This window comes from Novosphingobium sp. MMS21-SN21R (genome assembly GCF_031846015.1).
Taxonomy (GTDB): Bacteria; Pseudomonadota; Alphaproteobacteria; order Sphingomonadales; family Sphingomonadaceae; genus Novosphingobium.
In genome coordinates this window covers 824138-842981 of the sequence record NZ_JAVRDU010000001.1, presented here as the reverse complement: position 1 = coordinate 842981, position 18844 = coordinate 824138, and the positions used below count along the sequence as shown (strand labels likewise).

At 62.7% G+C, this 18844-nt stretch carries 21 protein-coding genes, 1 tRNA gene and 1 pseudogene; 9 read left to right on the top strand and 14 right to left on the bottom strand.

Annotated features, from left to right (window positions below; genetic code table 11):
- Positions 1–24 precede the first annotated feature (24 nt).
- From RM192_RS03970 to RM192_RS03960, 3 genes are all read right to left on the bottom strand, one after another.
- Complete coding sequence (locus RM192_RS03970; RefSeq protein WP_311506280.1) at positions 25–1095, bottom strand: hypothetical protein; 1071 nt, start codon at positions 1093–1095, stop codon at positions 25–27.
- 360 nt (positions 1096–1455) lie between these two features.
- Positions 1456–3075 carry a M20/M25/M40 family metallo-hydrolase gene (locus tag RM192_RS03965; protein ID WP_311506279.1) on the bottom strand — a complete coding sequence of 540 codons (1620 nt, stop codon included), beginning with the start codon at positions 3073–3075 and terminating at the stop codon, positions 1456–1458.
- Between the two features lie 72 nt (positions 3076–3147).
- The gene (locus RM192_RS03960; protein ID WP_311506278.1) at positions 3148–4170 is read right to left on the bottom strand and encodes a cyclopropane-fatty-acyl-phospholipid synthase family protein; all 1023 of its coding nucleotides are present in this window, start codon (positions 4168–4170) and stop codon (positions 3148–3150) included.
- 124 nt (positions 4171–4294) lie between these two features.
- On the opposite strand from RM192_RS03960, the gene RM192_RS03955 reads away from it, so the two are divergent.
- The gene (locus RM192_RS03955) at positions 4295–5611 is read left to right on the top strand and encodes an NAD(P)/FAD-dependent oxidoreductase (protein ID WP_311506277.1); all 1317 of its coding nucleotides are present in this window, start codon (positions 4295–4297) and stop codon (positions 5609–5611) included.
- Positions 5611–6378, top strand: a complete 768-nt coding sequence (locus tag RM192_RS03950) for a DUF1365 domain-containing protein (RefSeq protein WP_311506276.1) — start codon at positions 5611–5613, stop codon at positions 6376–6378. The genes RM192_RS03955 and RM192_RS03950 overlap by 1 nt, the downstream gene beginning before the upstream one ends.
- On the opposite strand, the gene RM192_RS03945 is transcribed toward RM192_RS03950, so the two are convergent.
- On the bottom strand, positions 6373–7347 hold the full coding sequence (locus RM192_RS03945; RefSeq protein WP_311506275.1) for a magnesium and cobalt transport protein CorA: 975 nt from the start codon (positions 7345–7347) through the stop codon (positions 6373–6375). The genes RM192_RS03950 and RM192_RS03945 overlap by 6 nt on opposite strands.
- An 86-nt stretch (positions 7348–7433) precedes the next feature.
- Here RM192_RS03945 and RM192_RS03940 point away from each other — a divergent pair, with 86 nt between their 5' ends.
- Genes RM192_RS03940 through RM192_RS03925 form a run of 4 tightly spaced genes read left to right on the top strand, consistent with a single transcriptional unit; the run spans position 7434 to position 11000 of the window.
- Complete coding sequence (locus RM192_RS03940; RefSeq protein ID WP_311506274.1) at positions 7434–8951, top strand: NAD(P)/FAD-dependent oxidoreductase; 1518 nt, start codon at positions 7434–7436, stop codon at positions 8949–8951.
- 40 nt (positions 8952–8991) lie between these two features.
- Entirely contained in the window at positions 8992–9753 is a 762-nt protein-coding gene (locus RM192_RS03935; RefSeq protein WP_311506273.1) for a molybdopterin-binding protein, read from the top strand.
- A 4-nt stretch (positions 9754–9757) separates the two neighbouring features.
- The gene (locus RM192_RS03930) at positions 9758–10453 is read left to right on the top strand and encodes a peptidylprolyl isomerase (RefSeq protein ID WP_311506272.1); all 696 of its coding nucleotides are present in this window, start codon (positions 9758–9760) and stop codon (positions 10451–10453) included.
- Position 10454: 1 nt separating this feature from the next.
- Entirely contained in the window at positions 10455–11000 is a 546-nt protein-coding gene (locus RM192_RS03925; RefSeq protein WP_311506271.1) for a hypothetical protein, read from the top strand.
- Here RM192_RS03925 and RM192_RS03920 read toward each other — a convergent pair.
- The 6 genes from RM192_RS03920 to RM192_RS03895 all read right to left on the bottom strand — a co-directional run bounded on the left by RM192_RS03920 (position 10984) and on the right by RM192_RS03895 (position 13660).
- Complete coding sequence (locus tag RM192_RS03920; RefSeq protein ID WP_311506270.1) at positions 10984–11148, bottom strand: hypothetical protein; 165 nt, start codon at positions 11146–11148, stop codon at positions 10984–10986. The genes RM192_RS03925 and RM192_RS03920 overlap by 17 nt on opposite strands.
- Positions 11149–11278: 130 nt before the next feature.
- Complete coding sequence (gene rplA / locus RM192_RS03915; protein WP_311506269.1) at positions 11279–11980, bottom strand: 50S ribosomal protein L1; 702 nt, start codon at positions 11978–11980, stop codon at positions 11279–11281.
- 4 nt (positions 11981–11984) lie between these two features.
- Positions 11985–12416 (bottom strand): 50S ribosomal protein L11, encoded by a 432-nt coding sequence (gene rplK, locus RM192_RS03910; protein WP_311506268.1) that lies wholly within the window; start codon positions 12414–12416, stop codon positions 11985–11987.
- Between the two features lie 167 nt (positions 12417–12583).
- Positions 12584–13120, bottom strand: a complete 537-nt coding sequence (gene nusG, locus RM192_RS03905) for a transcription termination/antitermination protein NusG (RefSeq protein ID WP_311506267.1) — start codon at positions 13118–13120, stop codon at positions 12584–12586.
- Positions 13121–13154: 34 nt separating this feature from the next.
- Positions 13155–13349: a preprotein translocase subunit SecE gene (gene secE / locus RM192_RS03900; protein ID WP_311506266.1), complete on the bottom strand. Its 195-nt coding sequence runs from the start codon at positions 13347–13349 to the stop codon at positions 13155–13157.
- 235 nt (positions 13350–13584) lie between these two features.
- Positions 13585–13660: transfer RNA gene (locus RM192_RS03895), tRNA-Trp, on the bottom strand.
- A 68-nt stretch (positions 13661–13728) separates the two neighbouring features.
- Between RM192_RS03895 and aat the strand changes: the two genes are divergently transcribed.
- A complete protein-coding gene (gene aat / locus RM192_RS03890; RefSeq protein ID WP_311506265.1) occupies positions 13729–14505 on the top strand; it encodes a leucyl/phenylalanyl-tRNA--protein transferase in 777 nt (258 codons plus the stop codon).
- Positions 14506–14540: 35 nt separating this feature from the next.
- Here aat and RM192_RS03885 read toward each other — a convergent pair.
- The 4 genes and pseudogenes from RM192_RS03885 to RM192_RS03870 all read right to left on the bottom strand — a co-directional run.
- Positions 14541–14957 (bottom strand): annotated as a pseudogene (locus tag RM192_RS03885) (DUF2155 domain-containing protein); the annotation flags it as partial.
- Positions 14957–15370 (bottom strand): NADH:ubiquinone oxidoreductase subunit NDUFA12, encoded by a 414-nt coding sequence (locus tag RM192_RS03880; protein ID WP_311506264.1) that lies wholly within the window; start codon positions 15368–15370, stop codon positions 14957–14959. The pseudogene RM192_RS03885 and the gene RM192_RS03880, both read right to left, overlap by 1 nt.
- Positions 15371–15444: 74 nt before the next feature.
- Complete coding sequence (locus RM192_RS03875; protein ID WP_311506263.1) at positions 15445–15942, bottom strand: DUF192 domain-containing protein; 498 nt, start codon at positions 15940–15942, stop codon at positions 15445–15447.
- A complete protein-coding gene (locus tag RM192_RS03870) occupies positions 15926–16498 on the bottom strand; it encodes a regulatory protein RecX (protein ID WP_311506262.1) in 573 nt (190 codons plus the stop codon). The genes RM192_RS03875 and RM192_RS03870 overlap by 17 nt, the downstream gene beginning before the upstream one ends.
- Positions 16499–16648: 150 nt before the next feature.
- Here RM192_RS03870 and RM192_RS03865 point away from each other — a divergent pair, with 150 nt between their 5' ends.
- A complete protein-coding gene (locus RM192_RS03865; protein WP_311506261.1) occupies positions 16649–18406 on the top strand; it encodes a fatty acyl-AMP ligase in 1758 nt (585 codons plus the stop codon).
- A gap of 90 nt (positions 18407–18496) precedes the next feature.
- Positions 18497–18766 carry a hypothetical protein gene (locus RM192_RS03860; RefSeq protein ID WP_311506260.1) on the top strand — a complete coding sequence of 90 codons (270 nt, stop codon included), beginning with the start codon at positions 18497–18499 and terminating at the stop codon, positions 18764–18766.
- Positions 18767–18844 lie beyond the last annotated feature (78 nt).

Genomic DNA, 18844 nt, shown 5'->3' with positions numbered 1-18844 from the left:
GCTGTTTTCCTTCCTTGGCGCTGCTCAGGCGCGGCCTTCGACGCCGCCGACTGTTTCGGGCAGTTCGACATCCTCTGTGACCGGACAGCCATCATGAGCATGGTCATCGCAGCTGTCGGATTCGTTGGCGGCCGGATCGTCGTCTTCGGGAGGCGGCGGAGCCTGACCAGCGGCTGGATTTGCGGCCGGTGCAGCCGCGGGCTTGCCCATCGGATTGCGCTCATCGGCCTGTCCGGCGGCGGGCGTTGGCGGCGGCGGGGGGCCTTCGACCACGCTGGCCTTGGCGAAGAGTTCAGGCAGAAGGCGTTGCGTCCAACCCGCGAAGAATGCCACGATCAGAACCGGGGGCCAGCCGTTGATCGTCAGGTCGAGCGTGGAACTCTGCGTGAATTTGGCGCCGCCGATCTCGAGGCCGAAAGCTCCGATCTTGATCAGCGCCATCAGCATGACGGCAGTCACCCCGCCGACAAAAATTCGCAGAACCGCATCGCCAATCATGTCAAGCTGCGGCTTTTCGGTGTCGAGTTCGCGTCCCCGGATGGCAAAGGCCACAGAAGTGAAAGCCCCGACCATGCCGACGCATGTCGCATAGAGGAACGTCTTGGCGGTATTGTCGAAATTGAAGGTGAACGTGTTTGATGCAGCGAACCGGATGATCACAATCAATCCCACGGTGCAGAGCGCTGCAATCAGCAGGTAGTTCATGCGGATGCGGCTTGATCGCTCGCCCGACAGAGCAGCGTAGACGCCTTCCAGGTCGACTTTCGCTTGTGCCACCTGCCCCTGCAGCGCGACGATCAGCGCGTCGGCCATCAGGCGCACGTAGCGGCTGTCATTGAACTTGCGTGTACTGAAGCTTGAATCGCGCAGTTCTTCGAGCAGGCTGTTGATCTTGCCGCGAAGGACGTAGAGTTCCGCAAGGCTCTGGCGCTGCTTCGACCCCAGCTCCTGATCGTCCGCGAACTGGATCATCACACGTTCTTCGGTGCGGTAGACCGCGTAAACGCCCCCGATCTTGGAATAGATATCGAGCACGATCGCACCGGATGCGTCCGGCTTGTTGCGCTCAAGATCGACAACGCGAAATGCGGCCATGACTCTTCCTCCCCCGGGAACGGAGACAAGACGAAAGGTCCCGCATGCACAGGCTGCGGGCATCGAAATCGTGAATGCTGAAGTGTTTTCGGGGTAAAATCACGAAAGTGCCGACAGAAATGCTGCCCGCAGCTTGATCGCGAATCCCTGTATGGCGCCCCTTATTCGGGCAGGATCGCAAATTCCGATCCGAATACAACCTTTATTGGTGCTAACTTGGTGGTTTTAATCTGAACAAGGTAACCTGCATACCAGATCACAGCCGTCAGAAGCCAATTTTGTCTCAATCGTTCATGGCTTTAGATCAATAACGTCGAAAAATCCGGGGCACGCCGATGCCGCGCCCCGGCACTCATTGCTTTACTGGTTGGGGTCCTGCACCTTGAACGGATCGGTCGCGTCAGGCTTCGTAGGCAGCGGGGAGCGCGGCAATTCCTTGTCGCTCATCGCGGCCTGGAGCAACATGCCCGCGAGGATGACCGAGGCCTGGCGCATATCGTCGGCTCGCATGTGGTCGAGCGTGTCGAGGCTCGAATGGTGCACGCGGCTTTCGTAGTCGAGCGGATCCTGGATGAACTGGTAGCCGGGCAAACCAATCGCCTGAAGGTAGACGTGGTCGGTGCCGCCGGTCTTGCTCATAACCACCTTGTCTGCGCCCAGTGAATTGAACGGCGCAAGCCATTCGCGCAGGAGCGAGGCCGCGCCGATGTTGCCCTCGGCATAGATGCCGCGGAACTTGCCCGAGCCGTTGTCCATGTTGAAGTAGGCCTTGAGGTCCGCATATCCGGCCTTGGGCGTGATCGGATAGGCATTGCGCCACGCAGAATAGCTGTCGATGCCTTTCAGCGCAGGATCGACCGGACGGGTAGCAAGGTGCTGCTCGATATAGGCCTTTGAGCCGAGGAGGCCCTGCTCTTCTCCGCTCCACAGTGCGAAACGGATCGTGCGTTTGGGACGAACCCCCATCTTGGCAATAAGCCGCGCCGCCTCGATCACCGCGACGCTGCCCGCGCCGTTGTCGGCGGCACCGTCGCCCGCGATCCAGCTGTCAAAGTGGGCACCCGCCATGACGTAGCCCGCCTTGGGATCGGTGCCGGGAATTTCGGCGATGACGTTGTCGGCCATCAGATCCTTGTCGTCGTAACTGGCGTCGATGCTCAGTGACAATTGCGGCGCTGCGCCCGTTTTGGCGAGGCGGACGAGGCGGCGATAGTCTTCCTGCGCCATGTCCATCACGGGCAGTGCCAGCGTTTCACCGGGAGTGAAGTCATAGCCCTCGCCGTGGACGAGCTTGCCGTCGCGGTAGGTCATGCGCACCATCGCCAGCGCACCCTCGCCCTTGAGGAAGACCGAAAGCTTGCGCAGAAAGCCGCGGCGGGCGGTTTGCAGGGCGGTGCCTTCAGGATCGTGGCGCGGGAGCGTGTAAAGGTCGTCCTCGGCGATGTCGGCGGCCGAGAGGCGCTTGAACGGGGGTTCCTTGGACTCGCTCGTATCGCCCGGAAGGCTGACCAGCACGATCTTGCCCGCAAGTTTGCCCTTCCACGCGTCGAAGTTCTCGACCTTGCTCATCGGCGCAACAATCACCGGCGCGCTGACCGTACCGCCGGTGGCGGGCGACCATGCAACAGGCAGGACCGTGAGCGGCAGGCTGCGCGGCGTGGTCATCGTGGCGGAAAAGGACTTGAGGTTCCAGCCGAGGCCGAATTCGAACGGTTCGCGGTGGATGTTCTTGAGTCCGTAGGATGAGAACTTGGCGACGGCCCATTCCTCGGCCTTCCGGTGGTTTTCCGAATTGGTCAGGCGCGGGCCGATCCGATCCATCAGCTCGGACGCGGTTTCCATCACGTCGGAGCGGTTGAGACCCTCATCGAGAATCTGCGTGACCAGCCGGTCTTCAGCGGGACCGGCGGCGACAGGTGCTGCAGAAATGCAGGCGGCGATGACGGTGGCACTGGCCACCGCGCACAGGCGATTGTTCATTTGAAGGAAAACTCCCCGGATCGGTTTCTCTGGCAACTATCTTGCCGTGCGCCCGCAGAAAGCCAAGCGCTTTTACGCAGGCTTCAAGCGCCAGTGGCTAACGCCCCATTCCTTGCCACCGCGATTGCCGAACAAGCCAGCAGTGGCGAGATAGAACAGTCGCCAACGCCGAATCCACAGCGCGGTTTCCTTGCCATAGACGCCGCGCAGAACGGGTTCGATCTCGCCCAGATTGGCGTCGAACAGCGCCAGCCAGTCGAGGGCGGTGCGCTCATAATGTGTGCCGTCCCAACGCCAGTCTGCTTCCAGCTCAAACAGGTTGGCGAACTCGCGGATCAGCCCGTGGCTGGGCATGATCCCGCCGGTGAAGAAATACTGCGCGATCCAGTTCGACTTGTCCGCCGTGTCGAAGCGATACGGATAGCGTTCGTGGCTGAACACATGGAGGAACAGGCGGCCATCGGGTTTGACCCAGCCCCGTATCCGGCCAAGCAACTCGCGCCAGTTTGCCATGTGTTCGAACATCTCGACGGAGACGACCCGATCAAAAAGGCCTTCGGGGCGGAACGCGTTCATGTCGGCTGTCAGCACGGTGAGGTTGGTGATTCCGCGCTCCGCCGCCCGCGCGCGGATGTGCTCGCCTTGTGGGCGGGAATTGGAAACGGCAATAATGCGTGCGCCGGGATAGCGTGCGGCCATGAACAGGCTCAATGACCCCCAGCCGCAGCCGAGTTCGAGAATGTCCTGTCCATCGGCAAGGCCTGCGTGCTGCACCGTCGCCTCGAGCGCGGCAATTTCTGCCTGCTCTAATGTTTCTGTTCCGGTGGGGTAGAAGCAGCTTGAATACTTGGCGTTTGAGCCGAGGCTCAGTTCGAAGAAGCGCGGCGGCAGTTCGTAGTGCTGCTCGTTCGCGGCATCGGTATGCTCGGCAACCGGCCGCTGCGCCATCCATGCGGCAAAGGCTGCGTCTGATGGCCGGTCACGGTGCAGCGCGCGGCGGCGCTTGCCGCAAAGGAAATCCACCCCGGCCCGGGTCAACACATCGGGCAGCGGTGCGCGCTCGACCAGCGCGATAAAGGGGGCAAGTATACTCACGAAAGGAAGCTAGCCACGCGGGTGTGACTTGTGTCAACCTGCCCGCACGGGAGCGCTCTATAACACAGACATACGAGGTAGGGACGGAACGGCCATGTGGCCGTGCGAGGGAGTTTTGGTGTCGATGAGCCGCAAAGGCGCGCTTGATATTGCAGTGGTGGGCAGCGGCATTTCCGGCCTTTCCGCCGCGTGGTTGTTGGCGCAGGGACACCGTGTGACGCTGTTCGAGGCGGCAGACCGGCTGGGCGGACACAGCAACACGGTCGAGGCAGCAGGTGTACCGGTGGACACGGGTTTCATCGTTTTCAACGAGCGGACCTATCCCAACCTCACCGCTTTGCTACAGCATCTTGGCGTGCCGACCACCGAGACGACCATGAGCTTTGCCGTTTCGCTCGATAATGGAAAGCTGGAGTATTCCGGGGACTTGCGCGGGTTGTTCGCGCAGCGGCGCAATCTCGTGTCACCGCGCTTCTGGTCGATGCTGCGCGATCTCGTGCGTTTCTACAATGCAGCGCCGCGTGATTTGCCCGCCATGGGCGAGCAGGGCCTTGGCGCCTATCTCGACGGGCTGGGCTGCGGGCCTGCTTTCCGCGACGATCACCTCTATCCGATGGCTGCCGCGATCTGGTCGACCCCGGTGAAGGACATTCCGCATCACCCGGCAGCGGCCTTCGTGCGCTTCTTCGAGAATCACGGATTGCTGCAATTCCGCGAGCGTCCGAAGTGGCGTACGGTTGCAGGCGGAAGCCGTGAATATGTGAAGCAGATCAGCGCGCCCTTTGCGGACGGTGTGCGGCTGTCGTCGCCAGTGAGCAAGGTGCGGCGACTGGCCGATGGCGTGGAGCTTGACGCAGGACGCGGCTGGGAGCGCTTCGATCATGTGGTGATCGCCGCCCATGCCGACCAGGCGCTGGCGATGCTGGCCGATCCTGATGGCGAAGAGCGCGAACTGCTCGGCGCCTTTCCCTACCGCCGCAACGAGGCCGTCCTGCATTCGGATCCCGCGCTGATGCCGCGCCGCCGGAAGGTGTGGTCTGCATGGAACTATGCGGCCGAGCGCTCTGCCGACCAGCACCAGCTTTCGGTCACTTACTGGATGAACCGGCTGCAGCACTTGCCGCCCGAGAACGACCTGTTCGTGACGCTCAACCCGCTGACCGACCCGAACCCCGCGCTGGTCCACCGCCGTGACATCTATCACCACCCGGTGTTCGATACGGCAGCGGGCCTTGCCCAGCCCCGCCTCTGGCAATTGCAGGGACGGCGGCGCACGTGGTTCTGCGGCGCGTGGTTCGGCGCAGGCTTCCATGAAGACGGGCTGCAATCCGGCCTTGCCGTGGCCGAGCAACTGGGTGGTGTGTGCCGTCCATGGCAGGTGGAGAATGAATCCGGGCGCATTCACGTGACGCATCAGGCAAGGGTGCCGGAACTGGCGTGATGGCGGACGGTGCGCTCTACAAAGGCCAGGTCCTCCATCGCCGGTTGCGCCCACGCGTCCACGTCCTGCGCTACCGCGTGCTGCATCTTTTGGTGGATATCGATCAAGTGGGCGAACTGGCAGAGCGATTGCGCCTGTTCGGGCACAATTGTTTTGCGCTCTTTGCCTTTCACGACCGCGATTATGGCACAGGCGATGGCACACCTTTGCGCGGGCACGCCGAAGGTTTGTTGCGCGGCGCGGGGATCGAACCGGACGGTGGTGCGATCTGTCTGCTGACGATGCCGCGCGTGCTGGGCTATGCGTTCAATCCGCTCAGCACTTGGTTCTGCCATGGGCGGGACGGCACGTTGCGCGCGGTGATTTACGAAGTGTCCAACACCTTCGGCGAGCGGCACAGTTACGTGATCGCCGCAGAGGCTGATGCGCGCGAAGTACGGCAATCCGCGCCCAAGCACTTCCACGTCTCGCCGTTCCTGCCAATGGCCATGGGCTACGCTTTTCGCGTCCATCCTCCGGACGAGCGGCTGGCTATCGGCATCATGGTGACGGACAATGATGGGCCGGTGCTGTCGGCGATCCACACCGCGCGACGGGAAAGCCTGACCGATGCGGCACTCTTACGCGCTGCGTTTGCCTATCCCCTCGTCACGCTCAAGGTGACTGCGGGGATTCACTGGGAAGCGCTCAAGCTGTGGTGCAAGCGGGTGCCATTGTTTCGCAAACCGCCGCCGCCAGCTGAGGCTGTTACCCACGGCGTTTCATAGCCAGCCGATCGAGCGGAAGCGGAGCCAAAACCCGCCGCAGATCGTCACGATCACGCCCCAGACCGCAAAGTAGCCGTAATGCCAGCGCAACTCGGGCAGGTATTCGAAGTTCATTCCATAGATGCCCGCAATCGCGGTCGGCACGGCGAGGATTGCCGCCCATGCGGCCAGAGAGCGCGTCATCTCGCCCTGGCGGTGCTGTTCGAGCAGGCTGGCGGTCTCGACAATCGCAGCGAGTGTTTCCTTGAGACCCTGCATCCGCGCCATCGTGCGGCGGACATGATCGAGCACGTCACGGAACCAGATGCGCGCCGCAGGGTCGATGCACGGAAGGTCGGCCACGACCAGCCGCTCGCACATTTCCTCCATCGGGCCGATCACGCGCTCGAATCGCCGGAGCTGGCGGCGCAGGCGGAAGAGGCGGCGGATGACGGCCTGTTCGGGGAACACGTCAATCGCGGACTCCTCCATCTGCTGGGCCACGTCGTCCAGACTGTCGAGCAGCGGCAGGTATCCATCGACGATGAAATCGAGCACGGCGTGGAGCACGTAGTCCGGCCCTTCGGCCATGCGCTCGGCCTGCGACTCCAGCTGTTCGCGCAACTCGGTATGGGCGCGTGTGCTGCCGAAGCGGACGCTGATGATATAGCCTGGGCCAACGAAAACGGCGGTCTGACCGTAGGCAATCTCGTCGCCATCGGTCAGATCGGCAGTGCGCGCGACGATGAACAGGGTCTTGCCGTAGACTTCGATCTTGGGCAGCTGACGCGGATTGAGCGCATCTTCAACCGCCAGCGGGTGCAAACCATATTGGCGGCGCACGAGGTCCATTTCCGCGTGGCTCGGCTCGCACAGGCCGATCCAGTCGAAACTGTGCGGGGGCAAGGCAGGCGCAGGCTCTCCGTCGAGCGCCAGTGCCTCATCGTGAGCGGTTCCGTGGCTGTAGCGGCGGGCTGCGATCAATGTCATGGGTCATCAGTGGCAAAGTGCGAACGGACTCGCAATCACGCAAAGACGTGCTAACATTTCTGTAAATAGAAGACGGGAGAGAGAGATTGGGCACCCAGCAGTCCGTTTCAGCCACGCCAGACGTGGACGTCCTGATCGTCGGTGCAGGCATATCGGGCATCGGCATGGCCGCGCACATGAAGATGCTCTGCCCGGACCAGACCTTTGCCATTGCCGAACGGCGCGCTCAGATCGGCGGGACCTGGGACCTGTTCCGCTATCCCGGGGTGCGTTCGGATTCCGACATGCACACGCTCGGATTCATCTTCGAACCTTGGCGCGATGAAAAATCCATCGCCGATGGACCAGCCATCCTGGCTTACCTGAACCGCATCGCCGACGAGCGTGACATCCGCCGTCACATCCGCTTCGGCAGCAAGGTCTTGAGCGCGGATTTCGACAGCGGGTCTGCCATGTGGGTCCTGACGATGGAAAGCGAAGATGGCCAGCGCAGCCGCGTGACCGCACGCTGGCTCTATCTCGGTTCGGGCTATTACGACTACGACAAGCCCTACGACGCGGCGTTTCCAGGGCGCGAGGACTTCAAGGGCGAGATCGTCCACCCGCAGTTCTGGCCCGAGAACTTCGACTATAGCGGCAAGCGCGTGGTGGTGATCGGGTCGGGCGCCACGGCGGTGACGATCGTCCCATCAATGGCGGACAAGGCCGCGCATGTGACTATGCTCCAACGCACCCCCACATGGTACGGCATTCGCCCGGCCAAGGATGCCATTGCCAATTTCCTCCGCCGGATCATGCCCGAAAAATGGGCCTACAAGATCACCCGGTTCAAGAACGTAAAGCTGCAGAATCTGGTGTTCAAGCGCGCGCGTAGCCATCCGGACAAGGTCAAGGCATTCCTGACCAAACAGATCAAGGCTGCGCTGGGCGACAAGTACGACGCCAAGACGTTCACCCCGCCCTACGATCCGTGGGACCAACGCCTGTGCCTCGTGCCCGACGGCGATCTGTTCAAGGCGATCAAGGCGAACAAGGCGAGCATCGTCACCGATCATATCGACCGTTTCGATGCTTCGGGGATCAAGCTGAAATCGGGCAAGCATCTGGGAGCAGACGTGATCGTGACGGCCACCGGCCTGAAACTGAACATGGCGGGGAACATCGGCATCAGCGTGGACGGCGTGCCCGTCGATTTCGCCGACCACTATTACTACAAGGGCGTGATGTTCTCGAACGTGCCCAATCTTGCGGCCATATTCGGTTACCTCAATGCCTCGTGGACACTGCGCGCGGACGTGAACGCGCGCTACATCTGCGGCGTGTTGAACAAGATGAAAGCCGACGGAACGCAGATTGCGGTGCCGAAGCTTGCACCCAATCACACGCTTGACGAGGACAACATCTACGACTTCTCATCGGGCTACATCAATCGCGCCCGACACCTCCTGCCCAAGAGCGCAAGCGACATGCGCTGGCGGCTGAATCAGGACTATGTGAAAGACCGCGTGTGGATGCGTGACGATCCGATCGACGATGGGGTCCTGCAATTCGGCAAGGCGTCTGCGGCAGTGCAGCACAAGGAGCAGGCAGAAGCCGCGCAATAGCGCTTTTGCGCGAGGGTGCGATGCGTTACGCTCTCGTTCCATGACCACCGAATCCCGCATCTGGACCGCAGCTCTGATCGTTGTCGGCGATGAGATCCTGTCGGGCCGCACCCATGACAAGAACATCGCCCAAGTGGCTAGCTGGCTCGGCGTTCAGGGCATCCGCCTGCGCGAGGTTCGCGTGGTGCCAGATGTGATGGAAGCGATCATCGAGGCGGTGAACACGTTGCGGGCTCGCAACGATTACTTGTTCACCACCGGCGGCATCGGCCCGACGCATGACGATATCACCGTCGATGCGGTGGCCGAAGCGCTTGGCGTCGAAGTGGTGGTTCACCCAACAGCGCGGGCGATCCTCGAGGATTACTATGAGACACGCGGGGGGCTGAACGAAGCGCGGCTGCGCATGGCGCGCGTGCCCGACGGCGCCGAACTGATCGAGAACAAGGTCTCGGGTGCGCCGGGCATCCGTGCCGAAAACGTCTATCTCATGGCGGGCGTGCCAGGCATCACCGCGATGATGCTCGATGGACTGACCGGGCAACTGGAAGGCGGTCTGCCGCTCCTTTCAGCCACGATCGGCTGCTGGGTTGCCGAAAGCGAGATCGCCGATTTGCTGCGCGAGACAGAAAAAGCATTCGATGGTTGCCAGATCGGCAGCTATCCCTTCTTCCGCGAAGGCAAGACCGGCGCGAACTTCGTCATTCGTTCGGTCGACGATGAAACACTGAAGGCTTGCGCTCACGCACTCGAAAGAGGCCTTGCCGCAATGGGCAGGTTCCCGGTTGCTGGCGGGATCTGACGACATGCTGACCCGTCGCCTTGTGCTGCTCGCTCCGCTCGCCGTGTTGCTGGTTGCGGCGACGCCGGTGAAGAAGCGCGTCGCCGCGCCGCGTGCCGCCCCAGTGGCCACTTACCCCGCGCCTTCGAAGGCGCCGCTCCCGGACAAGGTACGTATCGTGCTGACGACCGAGATGGGGCCGATCTTGGTGGAAGTGGATGTGAAGCGCGCGCCGGCAAGCGCGACGAACTTCGTCCGTTATGCCGAGACGAAGCGGTTCGACGGGACAGTGCTCTACCGGGCGATGCACCTCAAATGGGGCGAACAGCCCAATGGGTTGATCCAGGGCGGCACGCGTGGCGATCCTCGGCGCAACCTGCCGCCGATCGCGCATGAGCCGACCGACCAGACCGGCATTCTGCACAAGGCGGGAACCCTGTCGATGGCGCGCTACGCCCCCGGCACAGCTACCGGCGATTTCTCGATCATGGTGTCGGACCAGCCGGGCCTCGATGCCCAGCCTGATTCCGCCGACCCGGAAGCCAAGGCGGGTTATGCCGCGTTCGGTCAGGTGGTCGAAGGCATGGACGTGGTGAAGGCGATCTTCGCCGCGCCGATCTCGGAAACCGAGGGCGAAGGGATCATGCGCGGACAAATTCTGGCCAAGCCGGTGAAGATCCTCACCGCGCGCCGCGTGGCCGATACGCCGCCTGCGCCCTGACATGAAACGTCTGCTGCTGGCAGGTTCGCTGGCGCTTTCGGGCTGTGCCAGTGGCGATTTGCAGCGCTTTGAAAAGGCGTTGGCAGCCAATGACAGTGCAACGCTGGCGCTTGGACAGTGGTGCGCGGTGCGTGGCATTGCGCAGCCACCTGAAATCCGAGCTTTGGCAGACCGCGCTGCGAGCAATCCACCCTCACCCGCCATCCGCGCCAGCCTTGGCGTGTCGGCGAGCGAACCAGTCGCCTATCGCCATGTGCGTCTGGCGTGCGGCAAGACGGTGCTTTCTGTTGCACACAACTGGTATGTCCCGGCGCTGCTGACGCCGGAGATGAACCACGTGCTGGAGTCGACCGATAAGCCGTTCGGCAAAGTGGTGGCGCTGCTCGGCTTCAAGCGCGAGAGGCTCGCCTCGAAGCGGGGACGTATGGCCGAGTGCCCCGAGGGGACCGTGCTTTCACACCGCGCTTTGCTTCACGTGAGCAGCGGCGAGGCGATCAGCCTTGTCGTGGAATGCTATACCCGCGCCAACCTCAGTCGCGCGGGCTGATGGTCCAGTCCATCGCCGCTTCGGCATAGTGTTCGAGTTCGCGCCAATGGCGGTCCCAGCCGGGGCCGCGCTTTTCCGGCGGGATGATCGCTTCCACCTGCAGGCGCGCGACGGTTACCGGGTTCTGGGACGCTTCGGGTTCGATCATCGACCGTCCCTAGCCTGCCTCTTCGCAAAGCGGGAGCACAAAAAAAGAGGCCGGGAAGGTTTCCCCTCCCGGCCTTCTTTTCCAGTCGATGGTGGCTGCTTAGCCGCCGTGAACCCGGGCCCGACGGCGCTTAGCCGCCGTGAACCTGTGCAACGTCGATCTTCAGGCCGGGGCCCATCGACGAGGACAGGCCGACCTTGCGCAGGTACTTGCCCTTCGCGCCAGCAGGCTTTGCCTTGACGATCGCATCGACGAAAGCGTCGAAGTTGGCGCGCAGCGCTTCGTCCGAGAACGAGAGCTTGCCGATGCCGCCGTGGATGATGCCGGCCTTTTCGACGCGGAATTCGATCTGGCCGCTCTTGGCTGCCTTGACCGCATCAGCGACGTTCGGGGTGACGGTGCCGAGCTTCGGGTTCGGCATCAGGCCCTTGGGACCCAGCACCTTGCCGAGGCGGCCAACGATGCCCATCATGTCGGGCGTCGCGATCACGCGGCCATAGTCGAGGTTGCCGTTCTGCATGTCCTCGAGCAGGTCTTCGGCGCCGACCTTGTCGGCCCCTGCGGCCAGAGCCGCTTCGGCCTTGTCGCCGCGTGCGAACACGGCAACCTTGACATCCTTGCCGGTGCCCGAAGGCAGCACGACCATGCCGCGGACCATCTGGTCGGCGTGGCGGGGATCGACGCCGAGGTTCAGCGAAACTTCAAGGCTCTCGTCGAACTTGGCGCTCTTGAGGTCCTTGAGCAGCTTGATCGCGTCATTGACGGTGTAGAGCTGCTGATTGTCGCCCAGCTTTTCGGTCAGCGACTTCTGCTTCTTGGTCAGGTTGGCCATGTGTTCAGCCCTCCACCACGGTGAGGCCCATCGCGCGAGCGGAGCCTTCGATGATCTTCGTTGCGGCTTCGATGTCGTTCGCGTTCAGGTCCTTCATCTTGGCCTGTGCGATGTCAGCGAGCTGCGCGCGGGTGATCGTGCCGGCCGAAGCCTTGCCCGGAGTCTTCGAACCCGACTTGATGCCGACGGCCTTCTTGATGAAGAACGTGGCGGGCGGGGTCTTGGTGACGAACGTGAACGAACGGTCGGCATAGACGGTGATCACGGTCGGGAGCGGGGTGCCCTTTTCGACTTCCTGCGTGGCAGCGTTGAACTGCTTGCAGAATTCCATGATGTTCACGCCGCGCTGACCCAGCGCAGGACCGATCGGCGGGGCAGGCTTGGCTTCACCAGCCGATACCTGCAGCTTGATATAGCCTTCAATCTTCTTGGCCACGATGGCCTCCTTTCTTCCTGTCGGCAGCGCATGCGCCCTGCCTCAGAGTGAGCGGTCAAACGCCCCGGACCAAACCGGAACTCCCGCACGGAATCACAGCCCATAGAGGCTGCGAAGCGCGGGCCGATAAACGCATCGGCCCGCAAATGCAAATGGTCTGCGTATTTTTAGCGAACCAGCTCGACTTCCTCGAAGCCCAGTTCCACCGGAGTGGCGCGACCGAAGATCGAAACCGAGACCTTCACGCGGCTCTTGTCGAAGTCCAGTTCCTCGACGATGCCGTTGAACGAGGCGAACGGGCCGGCGTTGACCTTGACCGAATCGCCGATCTCGTAATCGACCACGACGCTCTTGCGTGGTTCGGCTGCGGCCTGTTCGCGCGCGCCGAAATAACGGGCAGCTTCCTTGTCGGAAATCGGTTGCGGCTTGCTGTTGGTGCCGAGGAAACCGGTCACCTTCGGCGTGTTCTTGACGAGATGGTAGATGTCGTCGTTCATCGCCAGCTTGGCCAGCACGTAGCCCGGCATGAACTTGCGTTCGACCTGAACCTTTTTGCCGCGCTTCACTTCGGTCACGGTTTCGGTCGGAACCTCGACCGCCTCGACCAGCTGCGAAAGACCGATCCGCTCGGCCTCCGAAATGATCGCGTCGCGAACCTTGTTCTCGAAGCCGGAGTAAGCGTGAATGATGTACCAGCGGGCCATATCTATAGTTCTCTTGGTCCTGAGGGTGATCGGGTCAGGCGAGCTTGAGCAGGAAGCGAACGACCGCGCCAAACAGTGAATCGATGCCGAGGAAGAACACGGCGAGAATCAGCATCATGATGCCGACGAAGATCGCGGTGGTGGTGGTTTCCTGACGGGTCGGCCAAACGACCTTGCGCGCTTCTGCCTTCACCTGATTGAAGAACTCGCCGGGGCTGGTCTTGGCCATTGCTGAACGCCTTGCTTGCTGCGGCCTGAGCCGCACGTGAAACTCGCTTCTTCCGCCTAGGGGTCATCGCCGCCCCGGACAAGTCCGGGAGGGGCTGGCGATTTTCCGATGTCGGAGTTCCCGCCATTTAGGCGCGCCGCGCCAGCTTGGCAAGGGCCAGCTTGGGAGGGGCCAGCTTGGCAGAGACCCGCCGCGCTTGTTCAACCATGTGAGGATAACCCGCCCATACGGCGAGTGGCAGGAGTGGAGGGACTCGAACCCACGGCCCTCGGTTTTGGAGACCGATGCTCTACCAACTGAGCTACACTCCTGTGCTCGGGTTGGCCCCTTAGAGGGTTGACGCGGGGGATGCAACCGACCGAAACACATATCTGAAATTATGTCCCGCAACGATCCCCTCGCCATTCCGCCCGAGCTTCTGCTCAAGGCCTACCGTGCAGGGATTTTCCCGATGGCGGACAGCCGTGACGATCCCGAAGTTTTCTGGGTTGAGCCCCGGATGCGCGCGATTCTGCCGCTCGACGGCTTTCACATGTCGAAATCGCTGGCGCGCACGCTGCGACGAGACCGCTTTACCGTAACCTGCAATGCCGCGTTCGAGGCAGTGATCGACGCCTGCGCCGCGCCGCGCCCCGGCGCAGAGGAAAGCTGGATCAGCACGCGAATCCGCGAAAGCTACATCGCACTGCACGAACACGGCCATGCCCACTCGATCGAATGCTGGCAGGACGGACGGCTGGTCGGCGGGCTTTATGGCGTGGGATTCGCCCGGGTTTTCTGCGGCGAATCGATGTTCAGCCGGACGGCCGATGCTTCGAAAGTGGCGCTCGCCTGGCTGGTCGCCGCGCTGCGGCGCGTCGGCGCGGAACTGCTCGACTGCCAATTCACCACCACCCACCTGACCTCGCTGGGGGCGGTGGAGGTGCCGCAAAGCCAGTACCTGCAACTGCTGTCGCAGGCGCAGCGTGGCTATTCAGCGGCGGAATCCGCAGCAGGGCGCGCGCTGGCCGAGGAACTGGGCGAAGGGCTGGCAGTGGGTGAAGGCACGGCAGCCCCGCTCGGACTGCCTGCCGGCTTTGCTGCACTGCGCTCCGGTGCCTTTGGCGCGTCCTCACCGGGGAACGTCATCGCGCAGTCCTTGACCCACACGTCGTAGACCGGATGTTCGACGACGTTGAGCGAAGGCGCATTACGATAGAGCCAGCCCGAGAACACCTTGCGCCAAGCGAGCGGCTCGTCTGTCGAGGCGCGCTCCTGCACGAACAGTTGGACGAAGGCGCCGGTTTCGGCAGGGTCTTCCCAAGGCGCGGTCTTCTCGCACGTGGCGAGCTTGACGATGGCATTGCCGACGCGGCGCGACTCGCCGCTTTTCAGCACCAGATCTTCAGTGATGTTGTTGCGTTTGTTGAGCAGGCCGATGGTGGCGACGCGGTCCTTTACCGGCGTGCCGAATTCGCTTTCGACCACAGCGCCCGATGCAGTCGCCACGGCAGAGCCTGTCTCGGTGGCTTCGGGCGGCGGCGGAGCCTCTTTTTCACCGCAGGCGGCAAGCGCCAGAAGGCCCCCCAATGCGAGCCCGCGCCGTGCCGACGGTGCCGCAAAAAGCATCAGGCTTCCGGCGACCAGGCTTCGTAGTCACCCGTGGCGGCGGCACGCTTGCCACCGCGCTCAAGCGCGCCCTGCGGGCGGTAAGCCGCCGAGGTGCCGGTGGCATTGGGGGTGTAGTCCACTTCCCAGATTCGTGCAGGCGGCAGGTTGCTTTCAGGAACGCCGTCAAACGAACCATGCAGCCAGCCGTGCCATTCGGACGGCACGCGGCTCGCATCATTGGCGCCGTTGTAGATCACCCAGCGGCGCTCCCGCCCGGCAAAGGGATGGCCCTTGGGATAGGGCTTCTTGGCGCGGTAATAGGCGTTGCCCTGTGCGTCGGTGCCGACCTGCTCGCCTTTCAGCGCGCTGTCGAGCATGGTGGTTAAGGTTGCGCCATTCCACCAGGTGAAGATCTTGCCGAGGATGCTCATGGGGCTCGCGCTTAGCCTTTCACAGGGGGTTTGGGCAAGCGGGTAGATGCACCGACCTGCCCGCTTTCTCGGTCTTACCAGTCGACCTTGTCGCCGGGCTTGATTCCGAGCTTTGCGGCAAGGCCGCCGTTGATTTCGAACACCGCGCTGGTGAGGCCCGCCGCCGGGAGGGGGGTTTCATCGTAAGGCACGGCATTTGCTGCGATGTTCAAGATCTTGTGGTCAAGCCCGACGAAGATGATGTCGAGCGGAATCACCGTGTTGCGCATCCAGAACGCCGCGTGATCGGGCGGGTTGCGGATGAAGATCATGCCTTCGTCGTCGCCGATCTCGGTTCGGAACATCAGGCCCTTGGCCTGTTCGGGGCCAGTGCGCGCCACTTCGGAACGAAAGGTGTGGGCTTTGCCACCGCTGGTGATCTTGACCGGAGAAACCGGCAGGCCGGACACCGGATGGACGGCGGGCGCTGTCGTTTCGGTCGCCGTGCGCGCGCCCGCATCCGTCGCACCGGGCGAACACCCCGCAACCAGTGCGAGAACAGCAAACGCCGCGTTTCTAATCACTTGTTTCATCGACCCATTCTTCCAGTGCCTGCTCTGACAGGGCATTCACCACCTCGCGCACATGATCAAGGGGGTGGCCTGCGCGCAACATGGCCGCGACCTGCTTTTCACGCAATGCCCGGTCCACCGGTCCATCCTTGCTGAACGGGCCGAATCGCCGCTTGCGCGCCATGACCAGAGCGGCGCGGCGGCGCTCGCTCTCGTTCCCGCGCGCTTCCTCGCGCAGTGGCTCGGCAATCCCGGCTGCACCCAGCGCCTGATCGATCCGCCGGGCACCAAAGCCGCGCCTGAGCAGGCCCTGCCCCTTGGCGCGTGCGAATGTGGCATCATCGACATAGCCGATTTCAACGAATCGTCCGACCAGACCCGTGATGTCTGGGCCGCTCTCGCCATCCCAGCCGCGCTCGCGCAACTTTCGCTTCAGGTAATCCGCCAGCTTGCCCGCGCTCGTGGCGAAGCGTGCGACATAGGCGAGCGCCATCTCTTCCATGCGCGCGGCATCGAGCGGCTTTGGCAAAGGTCGTTCGCGGCGCTGTGCCGGATCATATGGGGGTTTGCGTGCCATTCGCCACATTCGTGCCACAGTCAGCGCTAAATGAGAACGTCCGTCCCGTGACAACGATTGTTTTGCCGTCACGGACCAGTAATGCGCCGTTCACCTGCGGGCACGGAAATGCGCTCGCTGGACGAATAGAAGAAAACATCGGGGTATCGCATGACCGTTTCGGACGCTGTTGCTGAGCAGGCAACTCTCGTTCCCACACCCAATATCGACGTGCAGCCACGCCGATATGCGGACTTCGACACCTTCTGCGATGCGCTGGATTATGCCGCGAAGGGCGTTCTGGGATTCAATTTCCACGATCCGCGCGGCAATCTCGCGCGGCCCTATCCCTATTCGGAACTGCGCGAGGACGCGCTGGTTGCAGCGCGCAAGCTGATTGCGCTGGGCGTCGGCGCTGGTGACCGCGTGGCGCTGGTCGCTGAAACCGGCCCTGAATTTGCGGCGTTGTTCTGCGGCGCGATGTATGCCGGAGCCTGGCCTGTTCCTCTGCCGCTGCCGACCAGCTTCGGCGGCAAGGAAAACTACATCGACCAGCTGACGATCCAGCTATCCAGCTCTGATCCCAAGATGCTGCTGTTCCCCGGCGAAATAGCCGAAATGGCGGCGGCTGCGGCTGCACGCCAGGGTTGCCCCGGCATGTCGTGGGATGAATTTGACGCTGGCGAGATGGCGGATACCGCCCTGCCCGTGCCCGATCCCGACGCGATCAGCTACTTGCAGTATTCGAGCGGCTCCACCCGTTTCCCGCACGGCGTGGCGGTTACCCACCGCGCGCTGATGGCCAACCTTGCCGGGCATTCGCACGGCATGAGCATTGCCGACCCGGACCGCGCAGTCTCATGGCTGCCGTGGTATCACGACATGGGCCTTGTCGGCTGCTTCCTCTCGCCGATCGCCAATGGCGTCTCGGTCGACTATCTCAAGACCGAGGATTTCGCCCGCCGTCCACTGGCATGGCTCGATCTGGTCAGCCGCAACAAGGGCACGACGCTCTCCTATTCGCCCACTTTCGGTTATGACATCTGCGCACGCCGCATTTCCAGCCAGACGAATGTGACCGACCGGTTTGACCTTTCCCGCTGGCGGGTTGCAGGCAATGGCGCGGACATGATCCGCCCCGATGTGATGCAGAACTTCGTCAACGCCTTTGCCGATGCAGGCTTTCGCGCCGACGCGTTCCTGCCAAGCTACGGACTTGCCGAGGCCACGCTCGGCGTGACGATCATGCCGCCGGGCGAAGGCATCCGCGTCGAACTGGTAGCTGAAGAGCGCCTGTCGGGCACGCCGCGCGATCTGTCGCGCCCTGCCCGCTATCGCGCCATGGTCAATTGCGGCGTGCCGATCAAGGGCATGGAACTGGCAATCCGGGGCGAGAGCGGCAACGAACTGCCGCACCACCACATCGGCAAGGTGTGGTGCCGCGGCTCGTCGGTGATGCACTCTTATTTCCGCGATCCTGCATCGACCGCTGAATGCATGGTCGATGGCTGGCTCGACACTGGCGACATGGGTTACGTTGATGAAAAGGGGTACCTGTTCATCGTCGGCCGCGCCAAGGACATGATCATCATCAACGGCAAGAACCACTGGCCGCAGGACATCGAATGGGCCGTGGAACAGCTCCCCGGCTTCCATCAGGGTGACATCGCCGCCTTCTCGGTAGAGACCGAAAACGGCGAGGAAGCCCCCGCCGTCCTGGTCCACTGCCGCGTTTCGGACCCGGTCGAGCGCGTGAAGCTGCGCGACCAGATCCGCGACAAGGTCCGCTCGATCACCGGCATGAACTGCGTAGTCGAACTGGTGCCGCCGCGCACATTGCCGCGCACCAGTTCAGGCAAATTGAGCCGCGCCAAGGCCAAGAAGCTCTACCTTTCAGGGGACATCGCGCCCTACCAACTGGCCGCCTGAAGGGGCAACGGGCAAGGTTTGGCGCCATTTCGGACTTGACGATTTCGTCAACTTGGCATTCCTTGGGGCCGGGAATGGGAGAGGACGAATATGGCAACGGCCAACATGGCACCTTCGGGTGAGCCGCAGGAACTGTCGGGCGTGGTCGTCGGATGGCAGCACCGCAACTTCGCGCAGAATATCCATCTGACGGTCCAGTCTTCGAGCAAGAGCCGGCCGATGCCTGGCTCTGTCGACATGCATCACCTGCTGATGACACGCAGCCAGGCCTTCCTGCTCGCGCGATACCTCATGCAACTCAGCGGGATTGAAGCGCCTGCGCCCCGCCGCAGAGGCTTCTTCGCCCGCTGGTTCGGATAGCTGAACGCAGTTTGCGCCAAGGCGACAATCGCACTTCCCTAATCGCGTGATTAAGGTCAGATTGGCTTTCTAGAGTCC